We start from the raw sequence: 12,483 nt of genomic DNA, 5'->3' as shown, positions 1-12,483 counted from the left end.
GGGGTCCGGGTGGGGAGGCCGGGGAGAGAGAACGGGCACTCTCCCCCGGCCCGACCCGTCAGACCTCTTCGACGCTGCTCGGCTCGCGCCGGGACAGGTCGATGCCGAGCTCTTCCGCGGCGCGGAAGACGTCCTCGTCGGTGTCGCGCATCTCGATGGACATGCCGTCGGACGACAGCACCTCCACGTTGAGGCAGAGCGACTGCATTTCCTTGATGAGCACCTTGAAGGACTCCGGAATACCGGGCTCCGGGATGTTCTCGCCCTTGACGATGGCCTCGTAGACCTTCACGCGGCCGGTCACGTCGTCGGACTTGATGGTCAGCAGCTCCTGCAGGGCGTAGGCGGCGCCGTACGCCTCCAGCGCCCACACCTCCATCTCGCCGAAGCGCTGGCCGCCGAACTGCGCCTTACCGCCCAGCGGCTGCTGGGTGATCATGGAGTACGGACCGGTCGAACGCGCGTGCAGCTTGTCGTCGACCAGGTGGTGGAGCTTCAGGATGTACATGTACCCGACGGAGATCGGGTCCGGGAACGGCTCCCCGGACCGGCCGTCGAACAGCCGGGCCTTGCCGGAGGGCAGGACCAGCCGGTCGCCGTCGCGGTTGGGGATGGTGGACTCGAAGAGGCCGGCCATCTCGTCCTCGCGGGCGCCGTCGAAGACCGGGGTGGCGACGTTGGTGCGGGGGGCGACCTCGTCGGCGCCGATGGCCCGCAGCCGCTCCTTCCACTCCGCGTCCGCGCCCTCGACCTTCCAGCCCTGGGAGGCGAGCCAGCCCAGGTGGATCTCCAGGACCTGTCCCGGGTTCATGCGGGAGGGGACGCCCAGGGGGTTGAGGATGATGTCGACCGGGGTGCCGTCCTCCATGAACGGCATGTCCTCCACGGGCAGGATCTTGGAGATCACGCCCTTGTTGCCGTGGCGGCCGGCCAGCTTGTCGCCGTCGGTGATCTTGCGCTTCTGGGCCACGTAGACGCGGACGAGCTGGTTCACGCCCGGGGGCAGCTCGTCGCCCTCCTCGCGGTCGAAGACGCGGACGCCGATGACCTTGCCGGTCTCGCCGTGCGGCACCTTCAGCGAGGTGTCGCGGACCTCGCGGGCCTTCTCGCCGAAGATCGCGCGCAGCAGCCGCTCCTCCGGGGTCAGCTCGGTCTCGCCCTTCGGGGTGACCTTGCCGACCAGGATGTCGCCGGCCTCGACCTCGGCGCCGATGCGGATGATGCCGCGGTCGTCCAGGTCGGCCAGGACCTCCTCCGAGACGTTGGGGATGTCCCGGGTGATCTCCTCGGGGCCCAGCTTGGTGTCGCGGGCGTCGACCTCGTGCTCCTCGATGTGGATCGAGGAGAGGACGTCGTCCTGCACCAGGCGCTGGGAGAGGATGATCGCGTCCTCGTAGTTGTAGCCCTCCCACGGCATGAACGCGACCAGCAGGTTCTTCCCGAGGGCCATCTCACCGCGCTGGGTGGACGGGCCGTCGGCGATGACCTGACCGGCCACCACGCGCTCGCCCTCCTCGACCAGGACCTTCTGGTTGTACGAGGTGCCCTGGTTGGAGCGGTGGAACTTGGCGAGGCGGTGCGTGACGTGGGTGCCGTCGTCGTTCTGGATGGTGACGTAGTCCGCGGAGACGTCGGTGATGACGCCGTCCTGCTCGGCCTTGATCACATCGCCGGCGTCGACGGCCGACCGGTACTCCATGCCGGTGCCGACCAGCGGCGCCTCGGCCTGGATGAGCGGCACGGCCTGGCGCATCATGTTCGACCCCATGAGCGCGCGGTTGGCGTCGTCGTGCTCCAGGAACGGGATCATGGCCGTCGCGACCGACACCATCTGGCGCGGCGAGACGTCCATGTAGTGCACCTCGGTGCCCGTCACGTAGTCGATCTCGCCGCCGCGGCGGCGCACGAGCACGCGGGACTCGGCGAAGTGGTAGTCCTCGGTCAGCTTCGCGTTGGCCTGCGCGATGACGTACCGGTCCTCCTCGTCCGCGGTCAGGTAGTGCACCTCGTCGGTGACCACGCCGTCGGTGACCTTGCGGTACGGGGTCTCCACGAAGCCGAACGCGTTGACCCGGCCGAAGGCGGCGAGCGAGCCGATCAGGCCGATGTTCGGGCCTTCCGGCGTCTCGATCGGGCACATGCGGCCGTAGTGCGACGGGTGCACGTCGCGGACCTCCAGGCCCGCCCGCTCACGGCTCAGACCGCCGGGGCCCAGCGCCGACAGGCGGCGCTTGTGGGTGAGCCCGGACAGCGGGTTGGTCTGGTCCATGAACTGGGAGAGCTGGCTGGTGCCGAAGAACTCCTTGATGGAGGCGACGACCGGCCGGATGTTGATCAGCGTCTGCGGGGTGATCGCCTCGACGTCCTGCGTGGTCATGCGCTCGCGGACGACGCGCTCCATGCGGGCCAGACCGGTGCGGACCTGGTTCTGGATGAGCTCGCCGACGTTGCGCAGGCGGCGGTTGCCGAAGTGGTCGATGTCGTCGGTCTCGACGACGAGCGTCCGGCCGTCGGGGAGGGCGGTCTCGGTCTCCCCCGCGTGCAGGCGGACCAGGTACTTGATCGTGTTGACGATGTCCTCGACGGTGAGCACGCCGGCGTCCAGCGGCTCGTCCCCGCCGAGCTTCTTGTTGATCTTGTACCGGCCGACCTTGGCCAGGTCGTACCGCTTCGGGTTGAAGTACAGGTTCTCCAGCAGGGTCTGCGCGGCCTCGCGGGTCGGCGGCTCGCCCGGGCGGAGCTTGCGGTAGATGTCGAGCAGGGCGTCGTCCTGCCCCTGGGTGTGGTCCTTCTCCAGGGTGGCGCGCATCGACTCGTAGTCGCCGAACTCCTCCAGGATCTGGTCCGAGGTCCAGCCCAGCGCCTTCAGCAGCACGGTCACGGACTGCTTGCGCTTGCGGTCGATCCGCACGCCGACCATGTCGCGCTTGTCGATCTCCATCTCCAGCCAGGCACCCCGGGACGGGATGATCTTGGCGGAGAAGAGGTCCTTGTCCGAGGTCTTGTCGATGCTGCTGTCGAAGTACACGCCCGGCGAGCGGACCAGCTGCGACACGACGACGCGCTCGGTACCGTTGATGACGAAGGTGCCCTTGTTGGTCATGAGCGGGAAGTCGCCCATGAAGACCGTCTGGGACTTGATCTCACCGGTCTCGTTGTTGGTGAACTCGGCCGTGACGAAGAGCGGCGCGGCGTAGGTGAAGTCGCGCTCCTTGCACTCGTCGATCGAGTTCTTGGGGGGCTCGAAGCGGTGATCGCGGAACGTCAGGGACATCGACCCGGAGAAGTCCTCGATCGGGGAGATCTCCTCGAAGATCTCCTCCAGACCCGACTTCCTGGGGACGTCCTGTCCACTGTCCAGCGCGGCCTCGACGCGGGCTTTCCAGGCGTCGTTACCGAGGAGCCAGTCGAAGCTCTCGGTCTGCAGCGCAAGGAGATTCGGAACCTCCAGCGGTTCCTTGATCTTCGCAAAAGAGACACGCAGGGGTGCGGTGCTGGTGCCGTTGTTCGTACTGTTGGTCGAGGCGTTGCGCGAGGCGGCCAAGAGGGGGTCCTTCCGAGGGCTCGGACTCTCTGCGCGCGTACCGGCCCCCCTGGTGACGGGCAGGGAGCATCCAGGCAGCGCAAAGGGTCAGTGTAGCCACAAGACCCACTGATGTCCAATGCCCGTACCGACCATCGAGGTGCCACCCTCGGTGTTCTTCACGCTGTGCCCTCCAGGCCCGCTCCCGATCGCCTCGATCACCGGGCGCCGACCCGTCTGCCGCATCACTTCCCGCTCCACCGTGGATCCATGCCTCGGAACACGAATCGATCTGGCGGCGCGAGAGGAGAATCGCGCGCCTGGTGCGGTTCGTCAAGGCCCCTGCTCCATCACCACCCGTCCCGGGTGCGGCCTGGGGAGCGACCGGAGTTCACCTTACCCGTCACGGCCCCAGGGGCAAGGAGCCCGTCGGGTCAACGCCGAGGGGCGACCACCCGAGTGGGTGATCGCCCCTGGCAGGAGTCACGCGGTCAGCGCGAGATCACTTGACCTCGACACCGGCGCCGGCGGCGGCGAGGGCCTCGCGGGCCTTCTCGGCGGCCTCCTTGTTCACCTTCTCCAGGACGGGCTTCGGCGTGTTGTCCACCAGCTCCTTGGCCTCCTTCAGGCCCAGGGAGGTGAGCTCGCGCACGACCTTGATCACCTGGATCTTCTTGTCGCCCGGGCCGGTGAGAACGACGTCGAACTCGTCCTTCTCCTCCTCGGCCTCGGCGGCGCCACCGGCACCACCGGGGGCGGCGACGGCGATGGCGGCCGGGGCGGCGGCCTCGACGTCGAACTTCTCCTCGAACTTCTTCACGAACTCCGAGAGCTCGAGCAGGGTCATCTCGGCGAACTGCTCAAGCAGCTCGTCCTGGCTCAGCTTCGCCATGATGGCGGTCCTTCCGTGTCAGTCGGCTGGTGCCGGTTGTGCGGTGATGGGGGCGGGCGTAACGCCTACTCGGCCGGAGCCGGCTCGCCGGCACCGCCCTGCTGCTCGACCTTGCTGCGCAGCGCGTCCGCGGTACGGACGAACTTCGTGAGCGGGGCCTCGAAGGTCGCCGCGGCCTTCGCCATGGACGCCTTCATGCCACCGGCCAGCTTGGCCAGAAGCACCTCGCGGGACTCGAGGTCCGCGAGCTTGGTGATCTCCTCGGCGCTCAGCGCCTTGCCGTCGAGGACGCCGCCCTTGATGACGAGGGCGGGGTTCTCCTTGGCGAAGTCACGCAGACCCTTGGCCGCCTCGACCGGGTCACCGGTCACGAAGGCGACGGCCGTCGAGCCCTTGAAGAACTCGTCGAGCCCGGTGACCCCGGCCTCGTTGGCCGCGATCTTGGTCAGCGTGTTCTTCGCCACGCGGTACTGGGCGTTCTCACCGAGCGAGCGGCGCAGCTTCTTGAGCTGGGCCACGGTGAGCCCGGTGTACGCGGTGACGACGGCCGCGTTGGAGTTCTCGAACTTCTCCTTGATCTCCGCGACGGCCGCGCTCTTGTCCGGTCGCGCCATAACCTCGGCCCTCCTTCCGGGTCTTTCCGGGGTGCTGTTTTCCCAAGTCGGGGACCGCACGGAAGGGGCCGTACAACAACGAAACGCCCCGAGCGCGGGTGCTCAGGGCGGACAGACGACCACGCGGGACGCGACAGTCGTGCGAAGTCTTCCACGATCACCTGCGCGGGCCGTCCGCATCATCAGCGGATCCTTCGGCCTCCCCGGGCCCGTGACGGGCCCAGGGTGACAACCTGCGGTCTTTGGCTACCGTGCGAGAGTAAGGGACCGGCCGGGCGTCAGGCAAATCAGCCCAGATCCGCGCCCAGTCCCATGCCCGTCCCGAACTCCTGGAGGAGCTCGGCGAAGTCGACCACGGAGTCGGCCGGGGGCGCGGTGACGTCCACGCCGCTGCCGAAGTCGCTGTACCTGACCTCGTACTCCACCGGGCCCATGGTGGTGTCGTAGGACTGGTGGATCTGGACGGGGAAGTCGTTCTCGTCGACCCAGACCTCGATGTCGTAGCTCTCGATGCCCTGGTCCTCCATGACGTCGATGAGCTGCCGGCGCTCCTCCTCGGTGAGGAAGTCGGCGCTGCCGTTGCTCTCCATCGCGTCCTCGACGGAGATGGTGCCCTGGTAGTGGGTGACCTCGACGCCGTCCAGCGTCTCCTCGCCGACGACCTCGATCTCCGGCGATTCGAGCAGCAGGGCGAGCTGCTGGGCCGGGTCCTGGTTGGCCTCGTCCAGGCCGAACGACAGGGCGTCCGCCACGGCCTCGTCGCCGGACTCCTCGGCGAGGGCCGTGAGGTCGAGGGAGATCCAGTCGCGGCCGTCGAACTCGCTGCCGAACTCCTCGCCCATGTTCATGTACATCACGTTGTCCACCCAGACGACCGCGAGCTCCGCGGGGATCGAGGGGTCGGCCGCCAGGCCCTCGCCGGTCATGGTGAGGTCCATGGCCAGCTCCGGGGCCCACGCCATGGCGCCGGACATCTCCAGCTCGCCACCGGCCGACTGCGGGGACCGCATGACCGCCTCGAAGCGGGCGGAGGTGGTCTCCTGGGTGGTCTCGGCGGCGGCGGCCACGGCGTCGAAGGCGGCGCGCACCGAGGTGCCGCCCTCCCCCGAGCGGTCGGTCGCTTCGCCGGAGCCGGAATCGCCACAGGCGGCCGTGGCGGCCAGCAGGGCGACGCCGGCGGCCCCGAGCGCCGCTTTGCGTATGGGACGCATGTTCCCCCCGGTCCTTCCGTGGTGTGCGAATGGCTGACTCGTTGACTCGTGCCTTCCGTTCACGCTAACTCAGCGCTGGTTCAACGAAAATGCCCGCCCCTGCTCTGTAACAGAACGGGGACGGGCCACTGCCGCTCGCGTCACGGCACACCCGGCGGGCGCGCCGGGCGGGTGGATCAGACGGCGGCTTCCTCCGCGAGGAGGTCGCGCGTGCGGTTGGTGTCGACCGGCACGCCCGGACCCATCGTGGTGGTGATGGTCGCCTTCTTCAGGTAACGGCCCTTGGCCGCCGACGGCTTGAGCCGGAGGATCTCCTCCAGGGCCGCCGCGTAGTTCTCCACCAGGAGGCGCTCGTCGAAGGACACCTTGCCGATGATGAAGTGGAGGTTCGCGTGCTTGTCGACGCGGAACTCGATCTTGCCGCCCTTGATCTCGGTGACGGCCTTGGCCACGTCGGGGGTGACGGTGCCGGTCTTCGGGTTCGGCATCAGGCCACGCGGGCCGAGGACACGGCCGAGGCGGCCGACCTTGCCCATGAGGTCGGGGGTGGCCACGACGGCGTCGAAGTCCAGACGACCGCCGGCGACCTCCTCGATCAGCTCGTCGGAGCCGACGATGTCGGCCCCCGCGGCTTCCGCCGCCGCGGCACGCTCACCGGTCGCGAAGACCAGGACCCGGGCGGTCTTGCCGGTGCCGTGCGGAAGGTTGACGGTGCCGCGGACCATCTGGTCGGCCTTGCGCGGGTCGACGCCCAGGCGCATGGCGACCTCGACGGTCGCGTCGAACTTGGCCGGGTTGGTCTCCTTGGCGAGACGCACGGCCTCGAGCGGCGCGTAGACGCGGGTCCGGTCGACCTTCGCGTCCGCGTTGCGGAGGTTCTTGCTGCGCTTCACTGCTGCTCCTGCTGATAGTGAGGGAGTCGTGGTCCGGGCCAGCGCGGGCCCTGCCACGGCGGGCGGATCAGCCCTCGACGGTGACACCCATGGAACGGGCGGTGCCGGCGATGATCTTCTCGGCGGCGTCCAGGTCGTTGGCGTTCAGGTCGGGCAGCTTGGTGGTGGCGATCTCCCGGACCTGGGCGCGCGTGATCTTGGCGACCTTGGTCTTGTGGGGCTCGCCGGAGCCCTTCTCCACGCCCGCGGCCTTGAGGATCATCTTCGCGGCCGGCGGGGTCTTGGTGATGAAGGTGAAGGACCGGTCCTCGTAGACCGTGATCTCCACCGGGATGACCCACCCGCGCTGCGACTCGGTCGCGGCGTTGTAGGCCTTGCAGAACTCCATGATGTTCACGCCGTGCTGGCCCAGCGCCGGACCGACGGGCGGCGCCGGGTTGGCGGCGCCGGCCTGGATCTGGAGCTTGATCAGCCCAGTGACTTTCTTCCTTGGAGCCATTCGCTCTCTCCGGGTCCTTGATGAGAATCTCGCGCGGCGACCCGCGCGAAGACATACCGCACCACGGTAGCGGGTACTGTCCTCGGGCCAAAATCGACGGCCGGGCGGCGCCCACGCGCCCGCCCGGCCGTACCGTCCCGCCGCCCCGCGGGGCTCAGTTCTTCTGGATCTGGTCGAAGCTCAGCTCGACCGGGGTCTCGCGGCCGAAGATCTCGACCAGGCCCTTGACCTTCTTCGAGTCCGGGTTGATCTCGTTGATCGTCGCCTGCAGCGTGGCGAACGGGCCGTCGGTGACCGTGACCGAGTCGCCGACCTCGAAGTCCAGCACCTGGACCTCGACCTTGCGGCCCCCGGCCGCCGCGCCGCCCTCGGCGGCGGCCTCCGCCGCGGCCTTCTGCTCGGCCTCGGGCGCCAGCATCTTGACGATCTCGTCCAGCGTCAGCGGGTACGGGTCGTACGCGTTGCCGACGAAGCCGGTGACGCCCGGGGTGTTCCGCACCACGCCCCAGGACTCGTTCGTCAGGTCCATCCGCACCAGCACGTAGCTGGGAAGCTTGTTCTGCTTGATCGTCCGGCGGTCGCCGTTCTTGATCTGGACGACTTCTTCCTGGGGCACCTCGACCTGGAAGATGTAGTCCTCGACGTTGAGCGAGACGGCCCGCTGCTCCAGGTTCGTCTTCACGCGGTTCTCGTAACCCGCGTACGTGTGCACGACATACCACTCACCCGGCAGGACGCGCAGCTCCTCGCGGAGCTGGGCGACAGGGTCGACGGGCTCCTCGATCGCGGGCTCCTCCGCGGCCTCGGCCTCTTCGACGATGTCGTCGCGCGCGGTGTCCTCGCCCTCGGCGTCGGGCGCGGCCTCGTTCGGGATCGGGTCAGACACGGTAGCTGCTTCTTCCTGGCTTTCGAGAGAGGGAGGGTCAGCCGAAGACATACTCGACGGCTCGGCTGAATCCCCAGTCAAGCACGGTCAGGATGCAGATGACGACGATGACGAAGAAGATCACCGCCGAAGCGTAGGTCGACAACTGCCGCCGCGACGGCCAGACGACCTTGCGCAGCTCGGCGATAACCTGGCGGTAGAACAGCGCGAGCCTGCCCAGCGGCCCCTTCTTGGCACGCCTGCCGCGACGGCCGGTTTTGCCCTCGCCCCGGGGCTCCCGGGGCTCTGGCGTCTCCACGGAGTCCGTGATCCCAGCCACTCGTCCTCACCTGATCCCGGTCATGGTCAAAAGCCGCCCGGCCACCCGGACGGCTGTTCATTTCGTGTAGCAGGGCCGGAGGGACTTGAACCCCCAACCGCTGGTTTTGGAGACCAGTGCTCTACCAATTGAGCTACGACCCTTTGCCGTGTGGTCCCGACAACGTACCGCATCGGGCACCACCGGTGAGGAGTGTACGTGGTGAAGCGCCTGCCGTCGAACGGCTCCTGGTGCGACCCGGGTGCCGTGGCGGCGGGCCGTCTGCGACGATGCCTCCCATGACCCTCGGATCCTCCTCTTCCGCAGCGCGCCGGGTCTCGGCGCGGATCGGTGCCATCTCCGAGTCGGCGACGCTGGCCGTCGACGCCAAGGCCAAGGCGCTCAAGGCCGCGGGGCGCCCGGTGATCGGGTTCGGCGCCGGCGAACCCGACTTCCCCACCCCCGACTACATCGTCGAGGCGGCCGTGGCGGCCTGCCGCAACCCCAAGTACCACCGCTACACCCCGCCCGGCGGCCTCCCCGAGCTGAAGGAGGCCGTCGCCGCCAAGACGCTGCGCGACTCCGGCTACGAGGTCGACGCGGCGCAGGTCCTGGTGACCAACGGCGGCAAGCAGGCGATCTACGAGGCGTTCGCCGCCCTGCTCGACCCGGGCGACGAGGTCATCGTGCCCGCGCCGTACTGGACCACCTACCCGGAGTCGATCCGGCTGGCCGGCGGCGTGCCGGTCGAGGTGGTCGCCGACGAGACCACCGGGTACCGGGTCTCCGTCGAGCAGTTGGAGGCGGCCCGCACCGAGCGCACCAAGGTGGTCCTCTTCGTCTCGCCGTCCAACCCGACCGGCGCCGTCTACTCGCGCGAGCAGACCGAGGAGATCGGCCGGTGGGCCGCCGGGCACGGCCTGTGGGTGCTGACGGACGAGATCTACGAGCACCTGGTGTACGGCGACGCGCGTTTCACCTCGCTGCCGGTGGTCGTGCCCGAGCTGGCCGACCGCTGCGTCGTCGTCAACGGCGTGGCCAAGACCTACGCCATGACCGGCTGGCGCGTGGGCTGGGTCGTCGGCCCGAAGGACATCGTCAAGGCGGCCACCAACCTCCAGTCGCACGCGACGTCCAACGTCAGCAACGTCGCCCAGGTCGCGGCCCTCACCGCCGTCGCCGGGGACCTGACCGCGGTGGAGCGGATGCGCGAGGCGTTCGACCGCCGCCGCCGCACGATCGTCCGGATGCTGAACGAGATCGACGGCGTGACCTGCCCCGAGCCGGAGGGCGCGTTCTACGCGTACCCGTCGGTCAAGGGGCTGCTGGGCAAGGAGATCCGCGGCAGGCGCCCGGCGACCAGCCTGGAGCTGGCCGGGGTGCTGCTGGAGGAGGCCGAGGTGGCGGTCGTGCCGGGTGAGGCGTTCGGCACCCCGGGCTACCTGCGGCTGTCCTACGCGCTGGGCGACGACGACCTGGTCGAGGGCGTCTCCCGGATGCAGAAGCTGCTGGCCGAGGCCACGGACTGAACGACGCGCCCCGCGCGCCGTGCGCCCGCCCGCCAGTTCGGGGGGGCGCACATCCGGGGCATGCGACTACCGGCCTTCCGGGCGGATACGGCAAGATCTTCGGATGGATCGTGTTCGTGACGTCCGCACCCTGCCGAAAGCCCACCTTCACCTGCACTTCACCGGCTCGATGCGCCCCGGCACCCTGAGAGAGCTCGCCGACAAGTACGGCGTGCACCTGCCGGAGGCCCTCGGCAGCGGCCGGCCGCCCCGGCTGCGGGCCACGGACGAGCGCGGCTGGTTCCGCTTCCAGCGGCTGTACGACATCGCGCGCTCCTGCCTGCGCGCCCCGGAGGACATCCAGCGGCTGGTGCGGGAGGCGGCGGAGGAGGATGTGCGGGACGGCTCGCGCTGGCTGGAGATCCAGGTCGACCCCACCTCGTACGCGCCCCGGCTGGGCGGGCTGATCCCGGCGCTGGAGATCATCCTGGACGCGGTGGAGACCACCGCGCGGGAGACGGGCCTGGGGATGCGGGTGCTCGTCGCCGCCAACCGTATGAAGCACCCGCTCGACGCGCGGACCCTGGCCCGGCTCGCGGTCCGCTACCGGGACCGGGGCATCGTCGGGTTCGGCCTGTCCAACGACGAACGGCGGGGTCTGGCCCGGGATTTCGACCGGGCGTTCGCCATCGCCCGGGAGGGCGGGCTGCTGTCGGTGCCGCACGGCGGCGAGTTGTCGGGCCCGGCGAGCGTGCGGGACTGCCTGGACGACCTGCGCGCCGCCCGGATCGGGCACGGGGTGCGCGCGGCGGAGGACCCGCGGCTGCTGGAGCGGCTGGCGGAGGCGCGGGTGACGTGCGAGGTGTGCCCGGCGTCGAACGTGGCGCTCGGTGTCTACGAGACGCCGGCCGACGTGCCGCTGCGCACGCTGTGGCGCGCGGGGGTGCCGATGGCGCTGGGCGCGGACGACCCGCTGCTGTTCGGGTCGCGGCTGGCGGCGCAGTACGAGATCGCGCGCGAGCACCACGGGTTCACGGACGCGGAGCTGGCGGAGCTGGCCCGGCAGTCGGTGCGGGCGTCGGCGGCGCCGGTGGACGTGCGGGAGAAGATCCTGGTGGGCATCGACGAGTGGCTGTCGGTGTGAGGTGACCCGCTAGAGCGCGGTGCCGACCATCACCGGCTCGTTGACCAGGGTGACGCCGAACGCCTCGCGCACGCCGTCCCTGACCTCGCGGGCGAGGGCGAGCAGGTCGGCGGTGGTGGCGCCGCCCCGGTTGGTGAGCGCGAGGGTGTGCTTGCCGGAGATGCGGGCCGGGCCGGTGCCGTAGCCCTTGGTGAAGCCGGCGCGGTCGATGAGCCAGGCGGCGGAGGTCTTGGTGCGGCCCTCGCCGGCCGGGTAGGCGGGCGGCGCGGCGCCCGCGCCGAGGCGCCGCTCGGCGCGGGCCCGGAAGGCGGCGAACTCGGCCTCGTCCAGGACGGGGTTGGTGAAGAAGGAGCCGGCCGACCAGGTGTCGTGGTCCTCGGGGTCGAGGACCATGCCCTTGCCGGTGCGGAGCTTGAGCACGGCGTCGCGGGCCTCGGCGGCGGGCACCCGGTCGCCGGGCGCGACGCCGAGCAGGCGGGCGGTCTCGGCGTACCGGATGGGCGCGGAGAGCCCGCCGGCGTCCTGGAGCCCGAACCGGACGCGGAGCACCACGAAACGGTCGGGGTCGGCCTTGAAGCGGCTGTGCCGGTAGGCGAATCCGCAGGCGGCGCCCGGGATGGTGACGACCGCGCGGGCGGCGCGGTCGTAGGCGACGACCTCGGTGAGGACGCTGGAGACCTCCTGGCCGTAGGCGCCGACGTTCTGGATGGGCGTGGCGCCGGCGGAGCCGGGGATCCCGGCCAGGCACTCGATACCGGCGAGACCGGCCTCGACGGTGCGGGCGACGGCGTCGGCCCACACCTCGCCGGCGGCCAGCTCCAGGCGGGTGCCGTCCAGGCGGAATCCGGTGGTGGCCACGCGCAGGGCGGTGCCGGGGAATCCCTCGTCGGCGACGACCAGGTTGCTGCCGCCACCGACGATCAGCAGGGGCGTTCCCGCGTCGTCGGCCTCCCGGACGGCCGCGACGACCTCGTCGTCGGTCCGGGCGACGAGGAGCCGCGCGGCGGGACCGCCG

At 70.0% G+C, this 12,483-nt stretch carries 11 protein-coding genes and 1 tRNA gene; 2 read left to right on the top strand and 10 right to left on the bottom strand.

All coding sequences use genetic code 11. The features are described from left to right. Nucleotides 1-58: 58 nt before the first annotated feature. From rpoB to ACSNOC_RS00650, 9 genes are all read right to left on the bottom strand, one after another. Complete coding sequence (rpoB, locus tag ACSNOC_RS00690; protein WP_436745197.1) at nucleotides 59-3,544, bottom strand: DNA-directed RNA polymerase subunit beta; 3,486 nt, start codon at nucleotides 3,542-3,544, stop codon at nucleotides 59-61. 481 nt (nucleotides 3,545-4,025) lie between these two features. Continuing rightward, nucleotides 4,026-4,415 carry a 50S ribosomal protein L7/L12 gene (rplL, locus tag ACSNOC_RS00685; protein WP_436745196.1) on the bottom strand — a complete coding sequence of 130 codons (390 nt, stop codon included), beginning with the start codon at nucleotides 4,413-4,415 and terminating at the stop codon, nucleotides 4,026-4,028. A gap of 65 nt (nucleotides 4,416-4,480) precedes the next feature. Next, nucleotides 4,481-5,029, bottom strand: coding sequence for a 50S ribosomal protein L10 (gene rplJ / locus ACSNOC_RS00680; protein ID WP_436745195.1), 549 nt, complete (start codon nucleotides 5,027-5,029; stop codon nucleotides 4,481-4,483). 287 nt (nucleotides 5,030-5,316) lie between these two features. After that, complete coding sequence (locus ACSNOC_RS00675) at nucleotides 5,317-6,240, bottom strand: hypothetical protein (protein WP_436745194.1); 924 nt, start codon at nucleotides 6,238-6,240, stop codon at nucleotides 5,317-5,319. A 176-nt stretch (nucleotides 6,241-6,416) separates the two neighbouring features. Continuing rightward, the gene (gene rplA, locus ACSNOC_RS00670; RefSeq protein ID WP_436745193.1) at nucleotides 6,417-7,133 is read right to left on the bottom strand and encodes a 50S ribosomal protein L1; all 717 of its coding nucleotides are present in this window, start codon (nucleotides 7,131-7,133) and stop codon (nucleotides 6,417-6,419) included. Nucleotides 7,134-7,200: 67 nt separating this feature from the next. Next, complete coding sequence (gene rplK / locus ACSNOC_RS00665; RefSeq protein ID WP_059012838.1) at nucleotides 7,201-7,632, bottom strand: 50S ribosomal protein L11; 432 nt, start codon at nucleotides 7,630-7,632, stop codon at nucleotides 7,201-7,203. Between the two features lie 154 nt (nucleotides 7,633-7,786). Next, nucleotides 7,787-8,569 (bottom strand): transcription termination/antitermination protein NusG, encoded by a 783-nt coding sequence (gene nusG / locus ACSNOC_RS00660; RefSeq protein ID WP_436745192.1) that lies wholly within the window; start codon nucleotides 8,567-8,569, stop codon nucleotides 7,787-7,789. Continuing rightward, nucleotides 8,556-8,828, bottom strand: coding sequence for a preprotein translocase subunit SecE (gene secE / locus ACSNOC_RS00655; protein ID WP_436745268.1), 273 nt, complete (start codon nucleotides 8,826-8,828; stop codon nucleotides 8,556-8,558). Before secE ends, nusG begins: the two co-directional genes overlap by 14 nt. Nucleotides 8,829-8,907: 79 nt before the next feature. After that, nucleotides 8,908-8,980 (bottom strand) — tRNA-Trp (locus ACSNOC_RS00650). Between the two features lie 135 nt (nucleotides 8,981-9,115). Between ACSNOC_RS00650 and ACSNOC_RS00645 the strand changes: the two genes are divergently transcribed. Both ACSNOC_RS00645 and ACSNOC_RS00640 read left to right on the top strand, forming a co-directional pair. Continuing rightward, on the top strand, nucleotides 9,116-10,345 hold the full coding sequence (locus ACSNOC_RS00645) for a pyridoxal phosphate-dependent aminotransferase (RefSeq protein WP_436745191.1): 1,230 nt from the start codon (nucleotides 9,116-9,118) through the stop codon (nucleotides 10,343-10,345). 103 nt (nucleotides 10,346-10,448) lie between these two features. After that, nucleotides 10,449-11,468 (top strand): adenosine deaminase, encoded by a 1,020-nt coding sequence (locus ACSNOC_RS00640; RefSeq protein WP_436745190.1) that lies wholly within the window; start codon nucleotides 10,449-10,451, stop codon nucleotides 11,466-11,468. 9 nt (nucleotides 11,469-11,477) lie between these two features. Here the strand turns inward: ACSNOC_RS00640 and ACSNOC_RS00635 are convergent. Further along, nucleotides 11,478-12,483: UDP-N-acetylmuramate dehydrogenase (locus tag ACSNOC_RS00635; protein ID WP_436745189.1), on the bottom strand; the 1,006-nt coding region annotated here is incomplete at its 5' end.

Origin of the sequence: Streptomyces sp. URMC 129 (assembly GCF_051386415.1) — a bacterium.
Taxonomy (GTDB): Bacteria; Actinomycetota; Actinomycetes; order Streptomycetales; family Streptomycetaceae; genus Streptomyces.
Note: the sequence above shows the minus strand (reverse complement) of the source record. Positions and strands in the feature narration are given on the sequence as shown.